The sequence below is a fragment of the Actinoplanes sp. OR16 genome (assembly GCF_004001265.1).
GTDB lineage: Bacteria > Actinomycetota > Actinomycetes > Mycobacteriales > Micromonosporaceae > Actinoplanes.
Window position 1 is genome coordinate 1,653,482 of record NZ_AP019371.1, and the last position, 24,351, is coordinate 1,677,832.

Here is a 24,351-nt window from a genome sequence, read left to right on the forward strand (position 1 = left end):
GAGCGGCCGTTTCACCACGAGCCGAAGACCCGCTCCCCGGTCGCGGAGATCGTCGCGGAGAGCTCGTCGACGTCCACGCCACGGGCCGCGGCCAGCGCCCGGACCGTGATCGGGATGAGGTAGGAGGCGTTCGGCCGGCCCCGGTACGGCACCGGCGTGAGGTACGGCGCGTCGGTCTCCACCATCATCTGTTCCGGCGGGGTGATCGCGGCCGCCTCCCGAAGGTTGCCGGCGCTCGCGAACGTGACGGTCCCGGCGAAGCTCAGGTAGTAGCCCCGGCGCACGCACGCGGCGGCGAACTCCGCGTCGCCGGAGAAGCAGTGCAGGACCACGGTGTCCGGCGCGCCCTCGTCGTCGAGGATCCGCAGCACGTCGTCGTGGGCGTCCCGGTCGTGGATGATCAGCGCCTTGCCGTGCCGCTTCGCGATCGCGATGTGCGCCCGGAAACTCTCCTCCTGCGCGGCCCGGCCCTCGTCCACGGTACGGAACGTGTCCATCCCGGTCTCCCCGATCCCCCGGACCCGGGGCCGGGCGGCGAGCGCCTCGATCTCCCGGAGTGCCTCGTCCAGGTCGGACAGCCGGGGCGCCTCGTTCGGGTGCAGCGCGACGGCGGCGAGCACGGCGGCGTACTTCTCGGCCGCCTCCGCGCTCCACCGCGACGAGTCGACGTCCACGCCCACCTGCACGAGACGGTCCACGCCGGCCTTCGCGGCGGCCGAGATCAGGGCCTCGACCGGGTCGCCGCCGGCCTCGGTCAGCGCGCCGGCCTCCTGGACGGTCAGGTCCAGGTGGGTGTGGCTGTCGAACACCGGGACCGCCAGCGGCTCGGGTGCGGGCGGGAACTCACCCGCCCGGCGAGCTGCCTTGGCCCGGCGGGATTCAGAAGGCGACGAAGACATGTGAGACATTGTGCACGTCGCGTTTTCCGGTAACCGCGCGTTCATCCGATATCCACCGGGATCACTTAGGTTGCGCCGCGTGACCGTGACCGGTGAGGACAGTGAGCTGGGGTTCGACCCGCTCGACCCACCCCTGATGGCACCGCTGCGCCGCGACCTGAACTGGCAGCAGGTCCAGCTCATGAGCCAGTCGGTGTCGTACCGGGAGGATCAGGAGCTGCGCCGGATCCGGGCGACGGCCGCGATCCGCCGCGGGACCCGGATGACGAAGGTCCTGTCCGCGGCACAGGTCGCCGGTCATCTGGGCGGCTGGCTTCCGTACGGCTTCTGCTACCGCTCCTGCGACGTCGAGCATCTGCGGGAACCCGGGCAGCTCGCTCTGCTGCGGACGGACGGCGCGGCCGACTCGGACATCACGTTCGCGCTGCGCTGGCGGGCCACCGACCCGCTGGACTACGAGGTGCCGGCCGCACCCTCCCAGCCCGGCCTCTCCGCGCTGCCGGCGCACTCCCGGATCGGCGCGATGATCCTCGGCACCGGCTTCGGGCCGAGCACCGACGAGCTGATCCCGGAGTACATCACGGCCGGGTTCGCGGACCTGCCGATCCCGGCGAACGCACAGCTCCTGGCGCACGTGCCGGGTGGCGAAGAGGTGATCCTCTACACGTACCAGCCGGAACAGCACGGCTGGCTGCGGCTGGCCGGCCCGCGCTGGCGTGGCCTGCTGGGTGAGATCCCGGGCGCCAGCCCCGACCGGGAGTACGTCCCGTGCACCGCCTCCGCCTCGTCCCGGCTGGTCGGCCGGATCGACGACAAGGAGTACGAGGCGGTCGCCGACCCGCCCGGCGAATTCCGGGTCCGGGCGCTGACGCGAGCGGCCCGCTACCCGGTGCAGACCCTGAGCCGCCGGGCCGAGAAGGCGCTCTGGCGGGGCGTGTCCTCCTGGGTGCTGCAGCGGGACGAGACCTGGGCCCGGCTGAGGCTGATCAAGCCGGAGGCGGACGGGATCAACCTGACCGGTGCGCGCTGTTACGAGCGCGGCGTCTACGAGGCGTGGGCGCCGGTCGACGAGCTGGCCGATCACCACATCGCGGACATCGCATACCAGCTGTAGAAAGCGAAAGGGCCGGCTGAGCCGGCCCTTTCCTACGTTCTACTTCCGCGTGATCTTGGCTTCACGCCACTTGCTGCTGTAGTTGTCGGCCTTGTCGACGATCCACACCGCCGTCGCGACGTAGCCCTTGCCGATCCCGGACGGGACCTTCATGGACCACTTGCCCTTCTTCACCGTCACCTTGATGCCACCGGTGCCGCAGTACTCGATGAACTGGTCGTCGTTGTAGAAACGCTTCCACTTCTTCTTCGGCGTGAGGCAGTAGAGCTTGCCCGAGGTGGTCTCCCGGATCATGGTGACCCGCACGAACGGCAGCACGCCGGCGCCCTTGTCGCTGACCGTGCCCTTGACCGTCTTCCAGGAACTCGCCCGGTTGGCCTTCTTCGGCTTGGTGATGGTCAGCTTCGGCTTCCAGCTGTCCTTGACGACGTTCAGCGTGGCCAGCGGCAGCCAGCCGGTCCAACCGTTCTTGTCGGTGAACGCGATCCGCAGCTTCACCTTGCCGCTGATCTTGTTCGAGGTGTCCTTGCGGTACAGGACCGTGCCGCCCACCGACTGGTTCCTGCCGGCGAGGGTGGAGACCCAGCCGTCACCCCAGTCGAGGTGAATCTTCTGGGTGCCCTTCGGCACGCTGCTGATCCGGACGTCGAAGTGCCCGCCCTGGTAGATCGAGTACTTGCTCAGCGACCACTTGGCCGGGACCGTGACCGTGACGACCTTGGCCGCGGTGGTGAACGAGTTCCGGCTGCGGTCGGTCAGCGTCACCGTGACCTTGAACTTGCCGGCCTTGGTGTACTGCTTCGCGGAGGAGGTGGCGCCGGCCGCCAGCGTGGTGCTGCTGCCGTCACCCCAGTTGACCCGGCGGGTGATGTTGTCCCCGTCCCGGTCGTCCTGGTACTCGTTCGCGTTCTGGTGGACGGTCACCTTCTGGCCGGTCCAGATCGCGGCCGGGGTCAGGCGGAACGAGCCGACCGGCGCCTTGGTGTCCTTCGGCGGCGCGGTGGTGACCGGCGGCTTCGTCGTGGGCGCGGTGGTGGCCGGCTTGGTCGGAGCCGTCGTCGTGGGTGCGGTGGTGGGCGCCGTGGTCGCCGGAGTGGTGGTGACCGGCGTCGTCGGCTCGCTGGTGTCCGTGGGGTCCGGCGTAGCCGTGGTGTCCGTCGGGTCCGGCGTAGCCGTGGTGTCCGTCGGGTCCGGCGTAGCCGTGGTGTCCGACGGGTCCGGCGTAGCGGTCTCGGACACGGTCGCGGTCGGGCTGGTGGAGTCGTCGAGTGCCGAGACGCCGCCGGTGGCGGACGGCCCGGCAGCCAGGACGGGCGCCGTGAAGACGGCGCCGCCGGCGACGATCGCACCACTGACGAGCGCCGCCAGGAGGGGGCGCGACAGGGTTGATTTCACTGGGCTCCTTCGCAGATCCGTTCACGAGAGGAGCGCAGCCGTCATCCGCGGTTCAAGTCGCGCCCCGACCAAACCGATTGATCACTCACGTTCCCCCGTGGTGACGTGACGGTACCGGATCGTCCTCACCAAGATCAATCGATTTCTACTTCCTGGTCAGCGTCGCCTGCCGGGTCGCGTCCGCGTAGTTGTCGGCCCAGTCCCAGGTCCACACCCAGGCGAGCAGATAGCCGCTGGCGAGACCGGCCGGCACCTTGAGCGTCCACTTGCCGTTCGTCACCGGGAGCTTCACGCCCTTGTCCGCGCAGAACTTCATGAGCTGCGCGTCGTTCGTGTATCGCTTCCACTTCGAGTCCGGCGTCAGGCAGTAGGTCTTGCCCGCGGGACTGGCCCACATCACCGTGGCGTACGCGAACGGCGCCCCGGACTGCGTGTCGGTGACCGTGCCGGTGATGGTCCGCCAGGAGCTCACCCGGCTGGTCTTGGCCGGCTTGTTGATTCGCACGACCGGCTTCGTGCTGTCGGCGAGCACCTTGATCGTGCCGACCGGCCGGTACGCGCTCGACCCGTTCGCGTTGACGAAGGCGATCTTGATCGGGAAGTCGCCGCTGATCCGCTTGCCGGTCTTCGCGTGCTTGAGGATGTAGTAGTCGATCCGGCCGTTCCGTCCCGGGTGGCCGGTCACCGCGCCGTCGCCCCAGTTGACGATGATGTTCCTGGTCCCGGCCGGTACGTTCGACACGTTGATGCCGAACGTCACTCCCTGGTAGACCGTCGTCCGGGTGAGCTTGTACGTACCGGGAATCGTGATGTTGATCGTCCGGGAGATCCGCAGGACGTTCTTCGCCTCGTCGGTCAGCGTCTCGGTGACCGTGAACCGGCCGGCCCTGGCGTACTGCTTCGCCTGACCGGTCGCGGACGGCGCGAGCGTCACCCCGGTGCCGTCGCCCCAGTCGATCCGCCGGGTGATCCGCGCGTCCGGCGAGACCGCGTCGCCGAAGTCGGCGGTCCGCTGGGTGAAGGTGACCCACTGGCCGGTCCAGAGGGCGGTGGCGCTCAGCGTGAACCGTCCGTACGGCCGCGTCCGGTCGACCGGCTTGGCCGGCGTGGTCGCGACCGGCTTCGAGGTGGCCGGCACCGAGGCGGGCGACGACGAGGACGCCGATGAGGAGGCGGCCGGCGACGAGGAGACAGGCGACGAGGAGACGGGCGACGACGCAGCCGGCGAGGCCGCGCTCTCCGACGGGCTGGGCGACTCCGAGGCCGCGGGCGAGTCCGAGGGCGCCGGCGAGTCCGGAACGGCGGGCGGGTCCTCCGGGGACGGTGAATCGACGACCGCTGACGGCGGCGGCGCGCTCTCCGACGGCTCGTCCAGCAGCACCCGCGACCCCACCGGCCCGGCCGCCAGGACCGGCGCGGCGAAGATCGCGCCCCCGGCGGCGACCGCACCGCTCAGAAGGGCCACCAGCAGACGGCGCGACAGACCTGACTTCACTGGGGGAGCTCCTTGAGACGGCCGAGGTGGACGACACGGTAGCGGATCATCCGAACCATGATCAATCCCGGTGACCGGAGACGACGATGCCCGCCGGCGCCACTCGGGCGACGACGGGCATCTCGGGGAGATCGCTGTCAGGAGCCTTCGCCGAGGCGGGCCAGCTCCTCCTCGACCACCGACGGCTCGAGCTTGCGGAAGACCGGCTTCGGCGCCGCGAGCGGGGTGCCCGCGACGAGCGGCACCGACTCCCAGCGGGCGCCGGTCGTGTAGTCACCCATGAGGACCGGGTAACCCGGGCCGCCGTCCAGGTCCTCGACCTCGACGATCTCCGGCATCGGCGCGTGCACCCCGGCGCCGCCGAGCAGCTCGAAGACCTTCTGCGCGGAGTGCGGCAGGAACGGCGTGAGCAGCGTGTTGGCGTCGCTCACCACCTGGAGCGCGACGTGCAGGATCGTCCCCTGCCGCTGCTTCTCCTCCTCCGACTTGAGCTTCCACGGCGCCTGCTCGGAGAGGTACTTGTTCGCCTCGGCGACCACCCGCATCGCCTCGCCGATCGCGGCCTTCTGCCGGTGCTTGCCGATCAGCTCGCCGACGGTGGTGAAGCCGCTCCGGGCGACCTCCAGCAGCGCCTGGTCGGCAGGCGTCAGGTCCACGGCCGGCGGGATGGCGCCGAAGTTCTTCGCGGCCATCGAGATCGACCGGTTCACCAGGTTGCCCCAGCCGGCCACCAGCTCGTCGTTGTTGCGCCGGACGAACTCGGCCCAGGTGAAGTCGGTGTCGTTCGACTCCGGACCGGCGGCGGCGATGAAGTACCGCAGGGCGTCGGCGTCGTAGCGCTCCAGGAAGTCGCGCACGTAGATGACGACCCGGCGGGACGAGGAGAACTTCTTGCCCTCCATCGTCAGGTACTCGCTGGAGACCACCTCGGTCGGCAGGTTCAGCTTGCCGAACTCGCCGGCCTGGCCGCCCTTGTCGCCCTCACCGGAGTAACCGAGCAGCAGCGCCGGCCAGATCACCGAGTGGAAGACGATGTTGTCCTTGCCCATGAAGTAGTAGCCGGAGGCGTCCTTGCCCTCGCCGTCCGCCGACCACCACTTGCGCCACGCCTGCGGATCCCCGGTACGCCGGGCCCACTCGATCGAGGCCGACAGGTAGCCGATGACCGCGTCGAACCAGACGTAGATCCGCTTGTCGTTCCGGTCCCGCCAGCCGTCCAGCGGAATCGGCACGCCCCACTCCAGATCACGGGTGATCGCCCGCGGCTGGAGGTCGTCGAGCAGGTTGCGGGAGAACTTCAGGACGTTGGGACGCCAGTTCTCCCGCTGGTCCAGCCAGTGGCCGATCGCCTCGGCGAACGCCGGCAGGTCCAGGAAGAAGTGCTCGGTCTCGACGAACTGCGGGGTCTCCCCGTTGATCCGCGACTTCGGGTTGATCAGCTGCTCGGGGTCGAGCTGGTTGCCGCAGTTGTCGCACTGGTCGCCACGGGCGCCTTCGTAGCCGCAGATCGGGCAGGTGCCCTCGATGTAGCGGTCGGGCAGCGTGCGGCCGGTGGACGGCGAGATGGCGCCGAGCGTGGTGCGCGCGACGATGTATCCGTTCGAGTGCAGACCCTCGAACAGCTCCTGGACGACGGCGTAGTGGTTGCGGGTCGTGGTGCGGGTGAACAGGTCGTAGGAGAGCCCCAGGCCGTGCAGGTCCTCGACGATCACCCGGTTGTACCGATCGGCGAGCTCGCGCGGGGTGACCCCGTCGGCGTCGGCCTGCACCTGGATCGGCGTGCCGTGCTCGTCGGTCCCGGAGACCATGAGCACGTCGTGGCCGGCCATCCGCATGTACCGGCTGAAGACGTCGGACGGCACCCCGAAGCCGGAAACATGACCGATGTGGCGCGGGCCGTTGGCATAGGGCCAGGCAACCGCGGCGAGAACGTGACTCATGACGGTCAAGCGTAGTGACCGCTTCCGCTGCGCGGCGAACGGATAACCTCCCAACACGCCGACCGCCCGTTTTATGGCGACACACCCCCTATGTGACGTGATCCAGACCGGCCTCGGGCGTTCAATGATCGAGTGACCGGAGACGCGCCGCAGCCCGGAGGAAAGCCCGGCGACCAGGGCAATCCGTGGACCCTCGCCGACCCCGACGCCGCATGGTGGCGGGGCGAACGCGACGGCGAGCCACCGATCGGCGATCAGGAGCAGTCACCCGAGGCAGCGGAGGCCGCCGAGGCCCGGGCCGCGGGTGCCCGCGATCTCACCGAGGGGTCCCGGCTGGCGACCGCCGGGGAGCTGATGATCATCGAGACCGACGCCCAGGACGGTGCTCCCGCCGTACTGGAAGGGGTGGGAGATCAACCGGCGACGGACCGCAACCGGCCGACGGTGATCATCAACGCGCAGCGTCCCCTGCCGGACGTGACGGTGTCGCCCGAGGTGGAGGCGCGTCTGGAACGGCTGGAGAACTCGCCGTTCTGGATGAGCGAACAGGAGCGCGCGGCCGCCGAAGCCGCCCGTCCCCGCACCCGGCAGCCCGGTCGCCGCCGCCGGCCCGCGACCCGCCGCAGCCCGGCCGGTCCGCTGGCGGCCCTGGTCACGCTGAGCCTGCTCGCCGCGTTCTTCGCCTGGGTCAGCGCCGAGCCGTTCTGGCTGGCGGTCGGGCACGGCGACGACGGCCGGGCCACCACGATCCACTGCCGCGGCGAGGGCCTGACGCAGCGCTGCGCGGGCAGCTTCGTCGCCGGCGACGGCCGTTTCACCGCGTCCCGCGTCACCCTCCTCGGCATCTCCGGCACCAGCCGCCAGGAGGGCGCCGTCACTCCCGCCCGGATGGTCAGCGCCGGCAGCGACCAGGCTTACGCCGGAGGAGCCGGAACCCTGATGAACCTCCGCTGGATCCTCGGCTTCGCCCTCGTCCTGATCTGCGGTTACGGCATCGCGCAGAGCACCGGCGCGCACCGCCTGGAGACCGGCATGAAACGCCGCCGGGCAGTCCTCCTGAGCTTCGCCGCGCCCATCCTGCTCCAGCTCGGCTTCCTGGCGGCGGCCTTCTAGCTGTGCACGATGTTGTAGACGTCCCGCTTCTTCAGGCCGTGCTCGGCCGCCACCGACTGGATGGCGTCGCGGCGGGACTGGCCGGCCGCCTCCCGCTCGGCCACCGCCGCCCGTAGCTCCTCCTCGGAGGGCGGCTCGGCGGCCACGGCCGGCGCTCCGGCCACCACGAGCGTGATCTCCCCGCGCGGCTCGTCGGTGGCGGCGCCGGCGGCGAGTTCGGCGAGCGTGCCGCGGCGGATCTCCTCGTACGTCTTCGTCAGCTCCCGGCAGATCGCCGCCGGCCGGTCCGCACCGAAGACCGCCGCCAAATCCTCGAGCGCGCCGACGATCCGGTGCGGCGCCTCGAAGAAGACCAGCGTCCGCGGCTCGGCCGCCAGCTCGCGCAGCCGGGACCGCCGCCCCGAGCCGGTCCGCGGCAGGAAGCCCTCGAAGACGAACCGGTCGCTGGGCAGCCCGGAGAGCGCCAGCGCGGTGGTCACGGCGCTGGGCCCGGGCGCCGCCGTCACCGGATAGCCGGCGTCGAGCGCGGCCCGGACGAGCCGGTAGCCGGGGTCGGACACGCTCGGCATGCCACCGTCGGTGACGACGGCGACGACGGCGCCACCGGCCAGCGCCTCGACGAGCTCGGGCGTGCGCCGTTCGTCGTTGCCCTCGAAGTACGAAACGATCCGCCCGCTCACCGTGACGCCGAGGTCGCGGGCGAGCCGGTTCAGCCGCCGGGTGTCCTCCGCCGCGATCACATCCGCCGAGGCCAGGACCTCGCGCAACCGGGTGGAAGCGTCGCCGATGTTGCCCAGTGGCGCACCGGCCAGCACTACCCGCCCGAGGCCGTTCTCATGTCCCGCCATCGGAAAAGTCCATCACATGACAGGACGCGGCGATGGCGGGCATCACTTCTCAGGCGTGGGGCCTACGATCGCGGGGTGACGACGGCGGCCACTGCTGAGAATGAACTCACCACCGCGGACTCCCCCTCCGGGGCGGACCAGTCCTCGGGGGTGCGTGCTGTTCCCGACATCGTCCGGCGGCGGCTGTCGACGCTGGATCAGCGCTTCAACCCGTACTCCTGGATAGTCACCGCGATCATCGTGACGATCGCGGCAATCCTGCGGTTCTCCGGGTTGGACCGGCCCAAGGGCTACATCTTCGACGAGGTGTACTACCCGACCGACGCCTGGGACATGCTGCAGCACGGCGTGGAGTGGGACGAGAAGACCAACGGCCCGGCGTACGTGGTGCATCCCCCGCTCGGCAAGTGGCTGATCGCCTTCGGCGAGCACTTCTTCGGCAACAGCGAGTTCGGCTGGCGGTTCTCCACCGCGGTGGCCGGCACCCTGATGATCCTGATCCTGATCCGGGTGGCCTACCGGCTCTTCCACTCGATCGTGCTGGCCGGCACGGCGGGCCTGCTCATGACGCTGGACGGCTTCCAGCTGGTGCTGTCGCGCACGTCGCTGCTCGACATCTTCCTGGGCCTGTTCATCCTGATCTCGTTCGCCTGCATGGTGCTCGACCGTGATCACTACCGGCGCAGCTGGCAGCGGGCGCTCGACGCCGGCTACGACCCCTCGGCCACCCCGCACCTGCCCCGGATCATCCCGTGGTGGCTGCTCGTCTCCGGCGCCTCGTTCGGCCTGGCCTGCGGCGTGAAGTGGAGCGCGCTCTTCTTCGCCCCGTTCTTCGCCGTCCTGGTGATCGTCTGGCGGGTCCAGGCGCGCCGCTCGGCGGGCGTCCGCGGCCCGATCATCGCGGGCATCCTCGGCGACCTGGGCTGGCTGCTGCTCAGCTTCGCCCTGACGTTCCTCCTCTACCTCGCCACCTGGACGGGCTGGTTCGTCACCGACACCGGCTACTTCCGCCACTACCGCGAGGCGAACGGGATGAGCGAGCCGCCGATCATCGGCGCGCTGCTCAACCTCGCGCACTACCACTCCGAGGCGTACAACTTCCACAGCGGCCTGACCGAGAAGCACACCTACCAGTCGTGGCCGTGGCAGTGGCTGCTGCTGGGCCGGCCGGTCGCCTTCTACTGGAACGGCAACGGCGACTGCGGGGCGTCGAACTGCGCGGCCGAGATCCTGCTGCTGGGCACGCCGATCCTCTGGTGGTCGTTCCTGCCGGCGCTGTGCGGGCTGGTCTGGTTCGGCATCGCCCGGCGGGACTGGCGGGCCTACGCCATCTTCACCGGCGCCGTGGCCGGCCTGCTGCCCTGGTTCTACTTCGCGGTGGCGGACGGCCGGACGATGTTCTCCTTCTACGCCCTACCCGCGCTGCCGTTCCTGATCCTGGCGGTCGTCTACGTCCTCGGGGCGATCATGACGCCCACGACGGGGCTGGTGGCCGGGCCGGGCCGCTCTGATCGCCAGCTGGTCGGCACGGTGGTCCTGACGACCTTCGTCGTGCTGGTGGCGCTCTGCTTCGCCTACTTCTATCCGGTCTTCGTGGGCACACTGATCCCCTACGACGACTGGTCGGTGCGGATGTGGCTCGGGAGCCGCTGGATCTAGCGGACTCGGCGGCGGCAGGGGCGCGCCAGAAAACAGGGCGCGCCCCGATCGCCTGCCACGGGGGAAGCGGGCGATTGGGGCGCGCAAGAAGGAGCTTATCCAGGTCGGACGGCCGCGCACAACGGTGACCCCGCAAGATTGCCGTGTCGCAACCACCTTTATGGCGATTCGGACATTACGCTCTAACCTCACTTAAGGTTTTATTCGATTCGTGAAGAATGCTCGAATTGCCGGTCGGGAATGCGACAGCAAATCGATGCGCGAATCGGCGTAACGTCTTTTGCTCCGGCGCCTCCTCGCTGCTCAGAGAAGTACGTTCCGGAGGTGGCCACACCCACTCCCACCGGTCAATACTCCGGCCTCATCATTTCGTCCCATTTCAGGGGATCAGTCGGCTGTCCCCCTTGTGAGTGATCTGTGCCAAGATCGCGATAAATGTTCTTAAGCTTCGGCGCGTGACTTCGCAGGAGCACCGAAACTCGCAATCCGCCGACCCCGCCCTCGACACGGAGATCATCACCGTGTCGACGCCCGCCCCGGTCTTCGTCGACTCGACCGGGCGGCGCAGCCGGCTACTTCGGCGCGCGGCGTTGGCCTTCGGCGTCCTCGTCGTCGCCTACGGGGGGTTGCTCAGCGTCAGTCTGGCCGGTGGACCGGTCAGTTCGAGCGCGGTACTACCGCTGCCCGGCCTGGAGGACGACGAGGACGAGAAGAAGGACGCCACGCCGCCGCCGCGCCCGAGTCCTACACCACAGCCCAGTACGTCGGCCCGCCCGCGGTACATCGTGGAGTCGCTGCAGCGGCGCACCGACTACCCGCCACGGCGGACCGTCGCGCCCTCGTCCACAGCGCCCTCGGCCAAGCCGTCGAAGGCGCCGAGCACGAAGCCGGCCACCAGGACCCCGACGCCGACCACCACGAAGACGACGGAGTCGACCACCGAGCCGGAGCCGAGCAAGTCGGTCAGCCCGGCCCCCGGCACCTCGCCCAGTGCCCCGGCGACCGGCGGCGGCGACGCCCCGGCGCCTCAACCGCCCACCGGCGGCACCGGCGGCGGCGAAGGTGGCGACCCCGTCGTCGACGAGCCCGCGCCGGCGACCACCAGGACAACGGCGCCCGCGCCCACCAGGACCGCAGCGCCCGCGCCGACCAGGACGGCAACGCCGGCGCCCGCCGTGCCCGCACCGCCCGCACCGCCGGTCGACGACGACCCGGTGGACACCCCTGCCCCCTCGACCGGGACCACGCCGTGACGACCGCCCCCTCATCCACCCCCACTCCACCCCGGCGGTCCCGTGCCCGGGGCCGCAGCCGCCGCCGCATCCTGCCGCGCCCGCGCGTCATGCTCGGCACGCTGCTGATCGGCTTCTTCGTGGCGGTGCTGGTCGTCCAGGCCTACATCAACGCCGAGTTCAAGAACGACCACGTCGAGACCGAGGTCGGCGACCAGGCCGGGGTGCCGCTGGCGATCCGCGGCGGCGGCCCGATCATCAACACCACCGGCGGCCAGGAGAGCACCAGCCGGCTGCCGGACCGCACCATCGCGCTCACCTTCGACGACGGGCCGGATCCCGTGTGGACCCCGAAGATCCTCAAGGTGCTGCGCGACAACGACGCGCACGGCACGTTCTTCGTGGTCGGCTCGCAGGTGGCCCGCCACCCGGAGCTGACCAGGCAGGTCGTGGACGGCGGCAACGAGCTGGGCGTGCACACGTTCACCCACCCGAACATGCAACGTCTCGCGCCCTGGCGGCGTGAGCTGGAGCTGTCCCAGACCCAGGTGGCGATCGCCCGGGCCACCGGGGTGAAGACCAACCTGGCCCGGTTCCCGTACTCGTCCAAGAACGCCGCGATCGACGACGTCAACTGGAAACTCGTCAAGGAGGCCGGCCGGCACGGCTACCTGGTCGTGGTGAACGACCTGGACAGCGAGGACTGGCAGCGGCCGGGCGCTGACAAGATCGTCGCCGGTTCGACGCCGGCCGGGGACAGCTCGGCGGTCGTCCTCTTCCACGACGCCGGCGGCGAGCGCTCGCAGACCGTCGAAGCGCTGGCGAAGTTCATCCCGATGATGAAGGCCCGCGGCTACCGGTTCACCACCGTGACCGAGGGCCTGAACCTGAGCATCGCCGAGAAGGCCGCCGCCGCCGGCCGGGATCGCGCCGAGAGCGCCGAGGCGATCACCGCCCTGCCGCTGAACCCGGACGCGCCGAAGCACGACGAGTGGCGCGGGATGGCCCTGATCTGGACGGTACGGCTCGCCGACGGCCTGGTCCTGCTGGTGGCCACCCTTTTCGTGATCGTCGGCGCACTGACCATCGGCCGTACCGGTCTGCTCCTGCTCCTCGCGACCCGGCACGCCCGGCAGCGCCGCAAGCCGGACTGGCGCTGGGGCCCGCCGGTGACCGAGCCCGTCTCGGTGATCGTCCCGGCGTACAACGAGAAGGAGGGCATCGAGGCGGCCGTCCGCTCGCTCGCGACCGGCGACTACCCGGAGATCGAGGTGGTGGTCGTCGACGACGGCTCCACCGACGGCACCGCCGACCTCGTGGAACGGATGGGACTGCCGAACGTCCGGGTGGTACGCGTGCCGAACGGCGGCAAGCCGAACGCCCTGAACACCGGGGTGGCCCTGGCCCGCCACGACCTGATCGTCACCGTCGACGGCGACACCATCTTCGAGGACGACTCGATCCGCCGGCTCGTGCAGCCGTTCGCCGACCCGTCGGTGGGCGCCGTCGCCGGCAACGTGAAGGTCGGCAACCGCGCCAGCATGGTCGCGGTCTGGCAGCACATCGAGTACGTGATCGGCTTCAACCTGGATCGCCGCCTGTACGAGGTGATGAACTGCATGCCGACCGTGCCGGGCGCGATCGGCGCGTTCCGCCGGGAGGCCCTCGCGCAGGTCGGCGGCGTCAGCGACGAGACCCTCGCCGAGGACACCGACGTCACGATGGCCCTCTGCCGGGCCGGCTGGCGGGTCGTCTACGAGGAGAACGCCAAGGCCTGGACCGAGGCGCCGACCACGCTGGAGCAGCTCTACCGCCAGCGGTACCGGTGGAGCTACGGGACCATGCAGGCGATGTGGAAGCACCGCCGGTCGATCCTCGAGTCCGGCGCGTCGGGCCGGTTCGGCCGGGTCGGCCTGCCGTTCCTCGCGCTCTTCGGCGTCGCGCTGCCGATGCTGGCGCCGGTCGTCGACATCATGCTGATCTACGGCCTGGTCTTCTGGGAGCTCAGCGAGACCATGGTGGCCTGGCTCGGCATGCTGGCACTGCAGATGTTCACCGCGGCGGTGGCGTTCCGCTTCGACCGGGAATCACTCAAGCCGCTGCTCAAGCTGCCACTGCAGCAGTTCGCGTACCGGCAGTTGATGTATCTGGTCCTGCTCCAGTCGGCGACCACGGCGCTGACCGGTGGCCGGTTGCGCTGGCACAAGCTGAACCGGGCCGGTCTGGTCGCGCGGACGCCGTCGGCCGACCCCGTCGGTCCCTCCGGAGTCGTCGCGCCCGCGGTCGACTCATGGCCGCCGGTGCAGCCCGATTTCACCCCGATGCCGCGTACGCCGACCGGCCGTGCCGTGGCTCCCCCGGCCGTGCCCACCCAGGCGCTGCCACCCTACGAGTACTACCCCGATGAGCTTCCGCACGCCGGCTCGCCCCCGGCCGGGAGCTCCCGGCTCAAATGAGCCGGTAAGCGCACCGGTCCCGCGCCCGGCCGAACTGCAGCCGGTCGGGCGCGGGGCCGGTGACCGCCGTTCCCCAGGTCCTGGGCTCTCAGGCGACCGCGAGATCGCGGACCAGTTCGTTCGGGGTCATCTCCGCGTACGGGAAGACGACGTGCAGCGAGGTGCCGTCGCCGGGCCGGTCGGAGAGCGCCACCGTGGCGTGGTGCGCGTCGAGGATCCGCTTCGCCACGGCCAGGCCGCGGTCCGGGCCGGGCACATCCTTCGGATTGGCGATGGCGCCGTAGTAGAGATGCGGGAACAGGTCCGGCCGCATCCCGTCGGGCAGGTCCATGTCGTCGAGCCGCACGGTCGGCCCCGACTCCATCTCGGTGCCGACCCGCACCCGGCCGCCCTCGGGCGTGTACTTCACCGCCGCGAAGAGCAGATGGGTCAGCACCTGCTCCAGCCGGACCGGGTCGGCGATGATCGGCAGCGACGGACCGCCGGCCTGGTTCAGGATCCAGATGTGCTTGCTCGCCGCGATCGGCCGGACCGCCTCCACCGCCCGCTGCGTCACCCTGGTCAGATCGCACTGCCGCATGTGCAGGCTGTCCCCGCCCAGGCCGGCGTCGGCCATCGAGGTGAGGTGGCCGATGAGCTCGCGGAACCCTCGTACGTGCGCCGCGGTCGCCCGGCCGACCAGGTCGGCCATCTCGGCGTCGTGGTGGCCGGTGTCGCCGAGCCGGTCCAGGTACGCCGACATGAGCCGCAGCGACGACCGCAGCTCCCCGCCGACCAGCCCGGCCAGGTCGTCCTTGCGGCGTTCCAGCTCCTGCAGCCGGGCCGTGGTGTTCGCCAGCGCGAACGAGTACCGCCGCAGCTCCAACTGAGCGGTCACCTGCCGGGCCAGCGCGCGCAGGGCCTGCTGCTGCTCGTTGTCGAGCCGCCGGGGCACCGTGTCGAGCACGCAGAGGGTCCCGAGCGCGAAGCCGTCGGTGGTCAGCAGCGGCGCGCCGGCATAGAACCGGACGCCGTCCGCGGCCGTCACCGACGGGTTGTCGGCGAACCGGGCGTCCTCCCGGGCGTCCGGCACGATCAGCAGGTCACGGCCGAGGATGGCGTGCGCGCAGAACGACACGTCCCGCTCGGTCTCGGCCAGCGCCGAGCCGGTGCTCGCCTTGGCCCACTGGCGGTCGGCGTCGACCAGACTGACCATCGCGACCGGCGCCTCGCAGACGGTCGCCGCGAGCGCGACGATGTCGTCGAAATCCTTCTCCGGCGGGCTGTCGAGGATGTCGAGGGAGTACAGCGCGGCCAGCCGCTCGATCTCGTTGTCGGGCAGTGGAGCTTTCATAGGGCGTCACCTCCGGGACTTGCTCCAGAGATACCACCCAAAAGTAGCTGTTTTCATGTTTTGCCCTACCTCTGGTGTGACCTGTTACGTGCCACCGCGAAGATTTATTCGGGCGGTCGTATGCTTCGGCGCTGTGAGCACTGAGCAGTTCGTCTGCGGAACGTGCGGAGCCAAGCACGACGGCCCGCCGCTCAGCTTCGCCGCGCAGGCGCCGGACCTGTGGAAGCCGGAGATGGCCGGCGAGGAGGGCTGCCTGCTCGACGCCGACCTCTGCGTCGTCTTCGGGGAGCAGTTCTTCGTCCGCGGCCTGATCGAGGTGCCGGTGTGGGACATCGGCGGCGTGTTCTCGTACAGCATGTGGGTCTCGCTGAGCCGGCCCAACTTCACCCGCGCCGTCGACGTCTGGGAGCAGGACGGCCGCGAGTCCGAGCCGCCCTACTTCGGCTGGCTCTCCAACGCGATCGCCGGTTACGAGCCGTCGACGCTCAACCTGAAGACGAACGTGCACACCCGGCCGGTGGGGCAGCCGCCGTACATCGAGCTGGAGCCGACCGGCCACCCGCTCGCCGTCGAGCAGCTGGCCGGCATCACCATGGCCCGGGTCCAGGAGATCGCTTCGTTCCACCTGCACCGCACCGACGCGTTCTAGCCGGCTCGCAGCACCGCCGAGTCGAAGCGCTCGATCAGGTCGGCGCCGGTCGGCGGCGGACTCGGGCGATCCGGGTTCGGCCGGCGCAGGTAGTAGACCTTCCCGGTGAGCCAGGACAGCACGTCCCCGATCGGCTCGAACTGCCGTCCGGACTTCCCGACCAGCACCGGCTGGCCCTCGTTCTCGTTCCGCGGCCGGCTGCGGCCGACCTGCCAGGCCGTCCCCGGCGTCGCCCGCCGCACGGTCTCGGCCAGGTAGAACGCGATCGCGTCGAGCATCCGCAGCGACTCGTCCGACCAGTTGTACGGCGCCAGCATCCCGGTTCGGCCGTACCACATCGGCAGGTCCGCACCCCGGGGCCGGACGACGGTCGACCCGGTCTCCAGCGACACCCGGTCCATCGGCGCGTCATCGGCCCGCAGATGCAGGAAGCCGACCGCCCACTCCCAGAGCGGCCCGAGACCGTCCCGGGAGAAGTCCAGCGTGACCGGCGCGCCGGCCAGCAATGCCAGCCGCTGATCGCCGGCGGCCAGGTAGCGCCGCAGATAGTCCTCGTCGGACTCGCCGGACGGCCCCTCGTAGATCTCCGGGCCGTGCGGGCCTACCGACTCCGGCGCGACGAGGTCGAGCACCGCGTTCAGGGAGGCGCCGGTGAGGTCGTGCTCCTCCACGACGAACCGTGCCCCGCCACGCCGGGCCAGCTCCTGCAGCAGGCTCACGACCCGGGACAGCTCGGCCCGGTAGACACCCGGCGGGCGTTTCGGGTACGAGTCGGCGACCGAGACGACGATCTCGCTCACCCCGGTCCGCCCGGCCGACACCGACCACTGTGTGCTGGCCCGCTCGCCCTCCCAGAGCAGCTCGGCGAACTCGCCCCTGGCGACGCCCTCGGTCAGGTCCTCGTCGTCGTCTCCGAACAGCCTGCCGAGCAGGGCGACAGTGGTCGCCCTGCTCAGCTCGGCCCCGGACGGGACGACGCCCATGTCCAGGCTCACGTCACTAAGCTCCCGGCGCGTGGATCGTGAAGGGGATCTTGTTGTTCTTCAGGCACTCCAGCAGCGGCGGGTGGATTCCGACGCTGTTGTACTGGGCGTGCGCCACGAAGTGCCAGTGAATCCCGCTGATGTTCTTATTATGGGCGGCTTTGCCGGCTGCGGTGAGCGACCAGGCGTCCTTGAGGCACTCGTCGATGAGGCTCTCGGTCCAGGTCGGAACGCCGGTCTTCACCTCGTGCAGCACCGCTGATCCGTCCGGCTGCCGCTCGGCGCAGTCCGGTTTGCGCGTCCTGGACCTCGGGCTCGGATATCCCGGGGTGTCCACGACGTAGTCCGGCTCGCACGGACCGGTCAGGATCGCCCGTACCGCGTTCTCGCCGTCCCGCCAGTTGTACTGCGCGGGGATCTCCGGCCCGTCGACGTGGTTGGTGTCCGACATCGCGTCCTGGATGTCGGCCCACCGGGTGCGGTCGCCACGGGACATGGTCCGCACGTCGTTGCGGGTGAACCGGGAGGCCGCCGCGCTGAACCCCGCGTCGTCCCCGATCAGGAAGTTGTAGGTCTGCCCGAGGATCAGCTCCAGCGCCAGGTCCTTCACCGAGTCCGGGATCTTGTCGTACTTGGTGACGAACTTCAGCGTCTCCTGGAGCCGGTGCACGTACTTGAGCACGAACCGGGCCGCCTTGCCGGGGATCGCCACGGCATCGCCGACGTACGGAACCACGCCGAGGATGCTGAGACCGGCACTGACCCAGTCCCCGTTGATCAGGCCGGCGATGGTGTCCCGCAGGTCCGCGAGGCCACCGAGGATCCAGCCGACCACCGGGATCGCGCTGAGCCCGCCGGAGCAGAGGTTGCCGGCGAGCCAGGCCATCGAGTCCTTCGGCACGAAGTCACCGGCGAACATGCCCAGCAGGAAGTCGGTGACGTAGGTCCACTTGCTGATCCGCGGGTCCGGGCGGGCCGGGTCGAGACCCTGGTCCTCCACGTGCACGGTCTCGTAGTCGTCCCGCAGCGCGTCCCCGTCGGTGTCCTGGACCAGCGGGTTGATGCCCCAGTCGCCGACCTCCACGCCGTCGGAGAGCCCGTCGCCGTCGGTGTCGACGTTGTTCACGTCGGTGAGGATCTCCTGCTCCTCGACGTCGAGGAGACCGTCCCCGTCGGTGTCGAGCAGGGTCGGCGCCGGGACGATCGGCGGCGCGCCGCCACTCAGCGGCGGGTCGTTGCGCGGGTCCGCGACCAGCGGGTTGCGGCCCTGCGCCACCTCGGTGCCGTCGTCGACGCCGTCGCCGTCGGTGTCCGCCTCGGTGGGCGAGGTGCCCAGCTCCTGCTCGCGCAGGTTGGTGAGGCCGTCGCCGTCGACGTCCTCCTGGCCGTCCGGCGTGCCGTCGCCGTCGGTGTCCGGGTTGCCGGGCAGGGACAGGCCGGCCAGCGTGTAGATCTCGAACTTGTCGGTGAGGCCGTCGCCGTCCGAGTCGATCAGCAGCGGGCTGCTGCCGAACCGCAGCTCCACCACGTCCACGACACCGTCGGCGTCCCGGTCGCCCTCATAGGTGATGCCGAAGAGGGCGAGCACCCCGAAGGCCTTCTTCCACGCCGGGAGAGCCTCTTCGAGCGCGTCCTCCGGGTCGGCCTCACGCAGTTGCTCGTCGGCCTCGGCGAGCGCCTTCTTCGCTTCCTTGATGTCCTCGAACGCCGCCTTGAGCAGCTTCGCGTCCGGCGCCGGCGTCGGCTGCGGCGTCTCCCGGAACGGCCCGACGACCGCCTCGGCGTCCTGGATCGCCGCGTCGGCCAGCAGCCGGACCGCGGTGAGCGTCTCGACGAGCGCCCGGACGTGCGCCCGCTCCGACGCGTCCTTCGGCACGGTCCGCTCGGACATCTCGTCCTCGAGGTACTCCTGGAGCGGCTCCAGGTGCTCGAAGACGACCTTGGCATCGTCCTTGCTCTTCAGTCGCGCCCCGTCGAAGTACCGGCTCGCCACATCCGCCAGCACGGGGTCGATCTTCTTCTCGACGACCTTCTCATTGACGTACGGAACCAGCGCCGCCAGCGAATCGCCGACCAGAACCTTCGCGTCCCGCGTGTACTCGGTGGCCGGGATCTTCCCGACCTCGACTTCCCAGTACGGCTCGCCGCCCGCGAAAGCAGGCGTCCCGCCGAGTGCCAACGACCCCACGACAGCGGCCGCCACCGCTGCTACAAGGGTTCTGCTTCGCAATCGCGCACGTGTACCCACATCGAGTCCCGTCTATCGATGGGTGTATATGGCGGCGCGAGCGTAGCGAAGACCATCAATTCCTGTCTGCCCCGGACGGACGGCGCGGTGACCCGTACAGAAGGAAGAAGCGCAGAAGACCGCGAAGCGCGCTCACCGCAACGCGGGGCGTCCGGGGGCTCGACCCCCGGAGGAGGAATGACAAAAGGCCGAGGTCCGCGCATTACGCGGACACACGGCCCCTGACTTTGGTGGAGCTGTGGGGATTTGAACCCGTCTAAAGGCCCTGGTCAGGGGGTTGTTATGCCACCTGAGCTGCTCGTCCGTCTTTGATCTTTCCAGTTGATCTCAGCTGTTCCTGGCCCGTTTCCCCTACGCCCCTAGCCGGCACGGCAGGTAGAGCGGCGTCCAGCGTCGCCACGATGTTCTCGTCGACGACTGGCAGCAGGTGCCCGTACCGGTCGCTGGTGACCGAGATCGACGCGTGCCCGAGCCGCCGCTGGATGCCGGTCAGGGAGTTGTTCGCGGAGATGAGCCAGCCCACCTGCGTGTGCCTCAGGTCGTGGATCCGTAGCCCAGCAAGGCCGGCCGCCGCGGTGATCTTCGACCAGGTCTTCCAGAACACCCGGTACCTGACGTAGCCGCCCTGCACCGCGGTGAACACCACCTCGTCGCGGTCTCGGCCGGACACGAGCGGGATCACCGCGTTCACGGTGCAGGCCGGCATCGTCACGGTGCGCCGGGACATGCGGCTCTTCGGCGTCACCCACACCATCTCGGCGGTCATGGGCAGCTCCTGCAGCTGCATGTTCACCGTGATCGTCCTCGCGAAGACGTCGACGTCCTTCACCTTCAGGCCGACCGCCTCCGACCACGGCCGAGGTCAACGAGTCCCTGCTCATCCTCCGAGAAGGCATCGGCGGCGTACTGCTGCCGCAGCGCCTCGGCGAGCCGGGCCTTGATCCGTTCCGCCAGGTCATCCATCCGCCGACCGTAGACCGGGACGTACGGCATCCCGAATGGCGCCCGCGCGGACTGTGGATAACTCCCGCGAAGGCGGCACGGCCTGCACGACAGTTCAGGAAGTCGCACACGCTGTGCGCACGGCGATACATGAATGATTTGTACGGTCCCCGGCATGGAGATCTACATATCGGCAGCGTCCGCCGTCGTTGCTGTGGGGGCGTTCATCCTCTCGGGGTACGCCATTCAGTACGCAAGGCGCAGTGCTGAGGCGAGCGAGCGTCAGGCGGCGGCAGCCGAGTTGATGGTGCCTGTTCCGACGCCACCGGTCTCATGGAAGGTGACTGGTAGCCAGGGCTCCCAGGGGCGAACCCTGCGGCACACGGGAACAGAGACGGCGACCGGCCTGCGTCGCGCCTTTGTCCCGCCGCCGGACGTTGATGTAATCGACTTCGATCCGCGCGGCGGCACTGTCATCGCCGAGGGGTCTATCGACTTCAAGGTGCTCGACTTCGGTGAGCACACGACTCCTTGCGAGATCTTCCTGACCTGGGATGGTCAGGAGGAACCGGTCGCGGTGCCGTTGCCGTAGCGACCGCCAGACCCAACCACGCGCTCATGGAACCCCGCCCCCGACTTCGGTCGGGGGCGGGGTTTTCGTCGTGTCCGGGGACCGCCGTCGATCGTTGCCATGACGTACCGTCGATGTGGGCGGCCGGAGTAGCGGCCGGCCGCCTCACCCTGACCGCTACCAGGGGAGCACTGATGGATCCATACGCCGATTCGCTGGCATTCGGTCAGCGGCTGCAGATTCTCCGTACACGCCGCGGGCTCACCCGCGACCAGCTCGGCGGCCTCGTCGGCCGATCCGGATCATGGGTGAAGGGCGTGGAGACCGGACGCCTGAAGATGCCGAAGCTGGAATTCATCCTCGCCCTGGCCGAGGCGCTGCGGGTGCGCGACCTGTCGGACCTCACAGGCGACCAGTCGCTTCACGTCGACCTATTCGCCGGCCCCGGCCATCCCCGCCTCGCGGCCGTCAAGGCGGCCGTGGACGCGTGGCCCATCGCGACCACCCGGGAAGCATCACCGACCACGCACATCCGAGCCCGGTTGGCCAGCGCATGGTCGGCACGACACTCGGCGCCCAACCATCGCGAGGTGATCGGCCTTCTGCTGCCGGAGTTGATCCGGGACGCGCAGATCGCCGTCCGGCAGGCCGACACCAGCCCGGAGCGCCGCAAGGCGCAGGCCGTCCTCGCCGAGGTCTACAGCCTCTGCCAGTTCTTCGTGGCCTACCAGCCTGACGCAGCTCTGCTGTGGCGGGTGGCCGAGCGGGGCCTCGTTGCTGCTCAGGAATCTGAAGATTCCTACGCCATCGGCGTGGCCGCATGGCTGGCTACTCAGGCTCACCGGGACAGCGGAGCCGCGCACTACGACGCTGCCGACGCCGTGAACCTGTCCACCCTCGACTACCTGGCCCCGCTGCTGGACGACGCTTCGGATGACATCCGGGCGATCGCGGGGGCGCTGACCTTCGAGGCCGGGTATACCGCTGCTCGGCGTGGAGCGACCGGGACCGCATGGCGGTTCTGGGACACTGCCCGCGCCATGGCCGCTAGCCTGCCCGCTGGCTTCTATGATCCCGTCACCTCGTTCTCCCGGGCAGTTATGGGTGCTCACGCCGTGACTATCGCCGTGGAGCTGCGCCAGGGCGGCGAGTCGGTACGGCAAGCCGTGGCCGCCGAAGCGACGACGATTCCGTCTCGCCCTCGGCGGGCCAGGCATCGCATTGAAGAGGCGCGCGGGTACCAACTCGACGGACAGTCGGAAGTCGCCTTGGCGACCCTCGAACGAGCACACGAGGCGGCACCCGAGACGATCCGCTACAACGGGTACGCCAAGCGAATCGTCCTCGAAGAGGCCGAGTCGAAGAGCCCGACTAGACGACGGCGTGCGTCCGAACTCGCCGTGAAGATCGGCCTCCTCGCCGCATAAACGCGGGGGCACAATCTGTGCCCCTGGTTGCGTCCGCCTGCTCTTAGCGTCGGTGTCGCGGCGGTGAGCGCTGCGGATCCGTGAGAAGGCCCGCCCGCGCTCACCGTCGCCCTGACCCCGGGGAGGCGGCTATGAGCGACGCGAGCGAACGCGAGAGACGACGGTGGTGGCTGCTGCGGCGCCGCCCAACCCCAGCCAGCCCCGCCCAGGCAGCCCTGGAACGTCGCCGCATCATGGACGCTGTCGAACGTGAAGGGCAGCTCGGCGAACACCCGGCCGCGTTCTATCTGACGCTGGGTGAGTGATGATCCAGCGACGCGAATACGACCCGGCATGGCGGGTGCACGCTGCGGACTGCCCGGACGCCCCGCCCGGAGCCTTCGTCACCACCGCTCGCGCCGTCTACGAGGCATTCCCGCATGACCGTCCGCACCGCTGCCTCACCAAGGGCTACGTCTCACGCAACGGCGCGGTGGTACGCGAACAGATCCACTACGAGCCGCACGACTGGGTGCCGTCCACGATCGTGCCAGCTGACGCGATCCGGGCGTTGTGCCGGACGTGCCGGGGCACCCGATGCGCCAACCGAGGCGGTCCGCCCGTGCAGGTGCTCCCGCAAACGCCGTCCGGCCTGATCATCGGCCGGTCGTGATGGCTTTCTCCGGACCGCGATGGTGCCGCCAATCCCGCGGACACCGACCGACACCGAAGAGCAGCGTCGCGCGCTCTCACACTCCAACCGGCGCGTCCTGGCCGAGCGGCAGTCCTGGCCTGACGGTGTCCTCGAAGCCTGCGAGCGAATCGAGGACGCCTACCCGGACTGGTCGGTGGGCTGGCTTGGCGAGAACCCGGGGCCGCCGGCCTTCGCCCGGCCGTCGACCTTCCGGGCGCAGCCCCGCCCCGATCGGCGCCACCATTCCCACACCGACTTGCGCGCCACGACCGCGGACGAGCTAGAGGCCTTGCTGGCTGCGTGCGAGGACCGGGTGACGGTCTCGCGCCCGTACCGGGCACATCCGAGCCGCAATGTCTGGTGATCGACTCCCCGACCGTCCGGCCGGGTGTGAGAGCACGAGAGAGAAGGGCCCCATGGATCTGACGAACACCAATTGGTTCAAGAGCAGTAAGAGCGGCGCCGCCGGCCACTGCGTTGAGGTCGCGTTCCTTGAGAACGCCACCGCAGTCCGAGACACCAAGGCCGACGGTGCTGGCCCAGTGCTCGCGTTCACACCCCCTGAATGGGAGGCGTTCATCTCCGGCGTCAAGGCCGGAGAGTTCGACCGGCAGTAGGCCCCCGGCCGAGGGCGGCCGAGGGCGGCTGAGGGCTTCACGCTGTCGGCCGCTCTCGGCCTAGGCGCCTTCGGGTTCCTCAGCGAGTTCAGGACGGTTCTCGCGGATCCAGCGCTCAACATCCGACGTGCGCCAGACCTTGCCCATGTCCAGCTCGTCGTACGGGTCCGGGAACCCCTTGCGGTTGATCAGCGTCTGCACGCGAGCCGAACAGCAGTCGCGACGACGATGGCGCCGCGTCGTCGGCAGCAACGTCGTACACGCCGACTTCATGGACGCGTCCGCGACGCGTCGACTCTGGACCGGCAGCAGCGCCCCGGCCCAACGTCACCACCGAGTGAGGACCGCCGACATTGAGACCGTGCTCGACTCGCAGGCCCCCGTGCCAGGAGTGGACCCAGCCGCGCTGGCGGCGCTGCGCCGGGTAGTGGACCGGCGCACGGCGACGGCGGCCGAGCAGGCGCGCGTGGAGGGCTACCGCGAGGGCTACTCCGACGGGTACGTGGACTGCGCCACGATCAAGGAGACGCCCCCGCCCGGCTGCGGCTGAGAGCCGATTCCCCTACCTGCCCCCTACGACAAGTCAGGCCCGGTCGAAAGACCGGGCCTGAGCTGCATGTTCATAGATCATTCAGTTGTGGAGCTGTGGGGATTTGAACCCCAGACCCCCTCGATGCGAACGAGGTGCGCTACCAGACTGCGCCACAGCCCCCCGGTCTCTCGGTGATGTCTCACCTTGGGACCTCGGAAAGGCTAA

23 protein-coding genes and 1 tRNA gene are annotated in these 24,351 nt (G+C 69.8%); 12 read left to right on the forward strand and 12 right to left on the reverse strand.

Annotated features, from left to right (window positions below; translation table 11 throughout):
• Positions 1-11: 11 nt before the first annotated feature.
• Entirely contained in the window at positions 12-908 is an 897-nt protein-coding gene (locus tag EP757_RS07570; protein WP_127543482.1) for a TatD family hydrolase, read from the reverse strand.
• 70 nt (positions 909-978) lie between these two features.
• Between EP757_RS07570 and EP757_RS07575 the strand changes: the two genes are divergently transcribed.
• Positions 979-2,013 (forward strand): hypothetical protein, encoded by a 1,035-nt coding sequence (locus EP757_RS07575; RefSeq protein WP_127543483.1) that lies wholly within the window; start codon positions 979-981, stop codon positions 2,011-2,013.
• Between the two features lie 39 nt (positions 2,014-2,052).
• Here the strand turns inward: EP757_RS07575 and EP757_RS07580 are convergent, their stop codons facing one another.
• The 3 genes from EP757_RS07580 to metG all read right to left on the reverse strand — a co-directional run bounded on the left by EP757_RS07580 (position 2,053) and on the right by metG (position 6,843).
• On the reverse strand, positions 2,053-3,408 hold the full coding sequence (locus EP757_RS07580; protein ID WP_160165764.1) for a PKD domain-containing protein: 1,356 nt from the start codon (positions 3,406-3,408) through the stop codon (positions 2,053-2,055).
• Between the two features lie 145 nt (positions 3,409-3,553).
• Positions 3,554-4,903 carry a PKD domain-containing protein gene (locus EP757_RS07590; protein WP_127543485.1) on the reverse strand — a complete coding sequence of 450 codons (1,350 nt, stop codon included), beginning with the start codon at positions 4,901-4,903 and terminating at the stop codon, positions 3,554-3,556.
• Positions 4,904-5,040: 137 nt separating this feature from the next.
• Positions 5,041-6,843 (reverse strand): methionine--tRNA ligase, encoded by a 1,803-nt coding sequence (metG, locus tag EP757_RS07595; RefSeq protein WP_127543486.1) that lies wholly within the window; start codon positions 6,841-6,843, stop codon positions 5,041-5,043.
• A gap of 132 nt (positions 6,844-6,975) precedes the next feature.
• Here metG and EP757_RS07600 point away from each other — a divergent pair, with 132 nt between their 5' ends.
• A complete protein-coding gene (locus tag EP757_RS07600) occupies positions 6,976-7,956 on the forward strand; it encodes a hypothetical protein (RefSeq protein ID WP_232050407.1) in 981 nt (326 codons plus the stop codon).
• Here EP757_RS07600 and rsmI read toward each other — a convergent pair.
• Positions 7,953-8,804: a 16S rRNA (cytidine(1402)-2'-O)-methyltransferase gene (gene rsmI / locus EP757_RS07605; protein ID WP_127543487.1), complete on the reverse strand. Its 852-nt coding sequence runs from the start codon at positions 8,802-8,804 to the stop codon at positions 7,953-7,955. The two genes, EP757_RS07600 and rsmI, sit on opposite strands and share 4 nt — an antisense overlap.
• Before the next feature lie 75 nt (positions 8,805-8,879).
• Here rsmI and EP757_RS07610 point away from each other — a divergent pair, with 75 nt between their 5' ends.
• The 3 genes from EP757_RS07610 (at position 8,880) to EP757_RS07620 (ending at position 14,151) form a co-directional block, all read left to right on the forward strand.
• Positions 8,880-10,463, forward strand: coding sequence for a dolichyl-phosphate-mannose--protein mannosyltransferase (locus tag EP757_RS07610; protein ID WP_127543488.1), 1,584 nt, complete (start codon positions 8,880-8,882; stop codon positions 10,461-10,463).
• Positions 10,464-10,918: 455 nt separating this feature from the next.
• The gene (locus tag EP757_RS07615) at positions 10,919-11,716 is read left to right on the forward strand and encodes a hypothetical protein (protein ID WP_127543489.1); all 798 of its coding nucleotides are present in this window, start codon (positions 10,919-10,921) and stop codon (positions 11,714-11,716) included.
• A gap of 89 nt (positions 11,717-11,805) precedes the next feature.
• Complete coding sequence (locus tag EP757_RS07620) at positions 11,806-14,151, forward strand: bifunctional polysaccharide deacetylase/glycosyltransferase family 2 protein (protein ID WP_232050648.1); 2,346 nt, start codon at positions 11,806-11,808, stop codon at positions 14,149-14,151.
• Between the two features lie 88 nt (positions 14,152-14,239).
• Here the strand turns inward: EP757_RS07620 and EP757_RS07625 are convergent, their stop codons facing one another.
• Positions 14,240-15,484 (reverse strand): GAF domain-containing protein, encoded by a 1,245-nt coding sequence (locus EP757_RS07625; protein ID WP_127543491.1) that lies wholly within the window; start codon positions 15,482-15,484, stop codon positions 14,240-14,242.
• A gap of 133 nt (positions 15,485-15,617) precedes the next feature.
• Here EP757_RS07625 and EP757_RS07630 point away from each other — a divergent pair, with 133 nt between their 5' ends.
• Entirely contained in the window at positions 15,618-16,133 is a 516-nt protein-coding gene (locus EP757_RS07630; RefSeq protein ID WP_127543492.1) for a DUF2199 domain-containing protein, read from the forward strand.
• On the opposite strand, the gene EP757_RS07635 is transcribed toward EP757_RS07630, so the two are convergent.
• The 4 genes from EP757_RS07635 to EP757_RS44440 form a co-directional block, all read right to left on the reverse strand.
• Positions 16,130-17,128 (reverse strand): hypothetical protein, encoded by a 999-nt coding sequence (locus EP757_RS07635; RefSeq protein WP_127543493.1) that lies wholly within the window; start codon positions 17,126-17,128, stop codon positions 16,130-16,132. The two genes, EP757_RS07630 and EP757_RS07635, sit on opposite strands and share 4 nt — an antisense overlap.
• Positions 17,129-17,132: 4 nt before the next feature.
• Positions 17,133-19,304, reverse strand: coding sequence for a hypothetical protein (locus tag EP757_RS44590; protein ID WP_127543494.1), 2,172 nt, complete (start codon positions 19,302-19,304; stop codon positions 17,133-17,135).
• Positions 19,305-19,644: 340 nt separating this feature from the next.
• Complete coding sequence (locus EP757_RS07645) at positions 19,645-20,193, reverse strand: site-specific integrase (protein ID WP_160165765.1); 549 nt, start codon at positions 20,191-20,193, stop codon at positions 19,645-19,647.
• A 2-nt stretch (positions 20,194-20,195) separates the two neighbouring features.
• A complete protein-coding gene (locus EP757_RS44440; RefSeq protein WP_255435459.1) occupies positions 20,196-20,327 on the reverse strand; it encodes a hypothetical protein in 132 nt (43 codons plus the stop codon).
• Between the two features lie 154 nt (positions 20,328-20,481).
• Between EP757_RS44440 and EP757_RS07650 the strand changes: the two genes are divergently transcribed.
• From EP757_RS07650 to EP757_RS07665, 5 genes are all read left to right on the forward strand, one after another.
• A complete protein-coding gene (locus EP757_RS07650; protein ID WP_127543496.1) occupies positions 20,482-20,898 on the forward strand; it encodes a hypothetical protein in 417 nt (138 codons plus the stop codon).
• Between the two features lie 173 nt (positions 20,899-21,071).
• Positions 21,072-22,304 (forward strand): helix-turn-helix transcriptional regulator, encoded by a 1,233-nt coding sequence (locus EP757_RS07655; RefSeq protein ID WP_127543497.1) that lies wholly within the window; start codon positions 21,072-21,074, stop codon positions 22,302-22,304.
• Positions 22,305-22,435: 131 nt separating this feature from the next.
• The gene (locus tag EP757_RS42730) at positions 22,436-22,609 is read left to right on the forward strand and encodes a hypothetical protein (RefSeq protein ID WP_160165766.1); all 174 of its coding nucleotides are present in this window, start codon (positions 22,436-22,438) and stop codon (positions 22,607-22,609) included.
• Positions 22,606-22,956, forward strand: coding sequence for a hypothetical protein (locus EP757_RS07660; RefSeq protein WP_127543498.1), 351 nt, complete (start codon positions 22,606-22,608; stop codon positions 22,954-22,956). The genes EP757_RS42730 and EP757_RS07660 overlap by 4 nt, the downstream gene beginning before the upstream one ends.
• A 437-nt stretch (positions 22,957-23,393) precedes the next feature.
• Positions 23,394-23,594, forward strand: a complete 201-nt coding sequence (locus EP757_RS07665; protein ID WP_127543499.1) for a DUF397 domain-containing protein — start codon at positions 23,394-23,396, stop codon at positions 23,592-23,594.
• A 60-nt stretch (positions 23,595-23,654) separates the two neighbouring features.
• Here the strand turns inward: EP757_RS07665 and EP757_RS07670 are convergent, their stop codons facing one another.
• Entirely contained in the window at positions 23,655-23,795 is a 141-nt protein-coding gene (locus EP757_RS07670; RefSeq protein ID WP_232050408.1) for a hypothetical protein, read from the reverse strand.
• A gap of 160 nt (positions 23,796-23,955) precedes the next feature.
• Between EP757_RS07670 and EP757_RS07675 the strand changes: the two genes are divergently transcribed.
• A complete protein-coding gene (locus EP757_RS07675) occupies positions 23,956-24,144 on the forward strand; it encodes a hypothetical protein (RefSeq protein ID WP_127543500.1) in 189 nt (62 codons plus the stop codon).
• An 88-nt stretch (positions 24,145-24,232) separates the two neighbouring features.
• Here EP757_RS07675 and EP757_RS07680 read toward each other — a convergent pair.
• A tRNA-Ala gene (locus EP757_RS07680) sits at positions 24,233-24,306 on the reverse strand.
• Positions 24,307-24,351 lie beyond the last annotated feature (45 nt).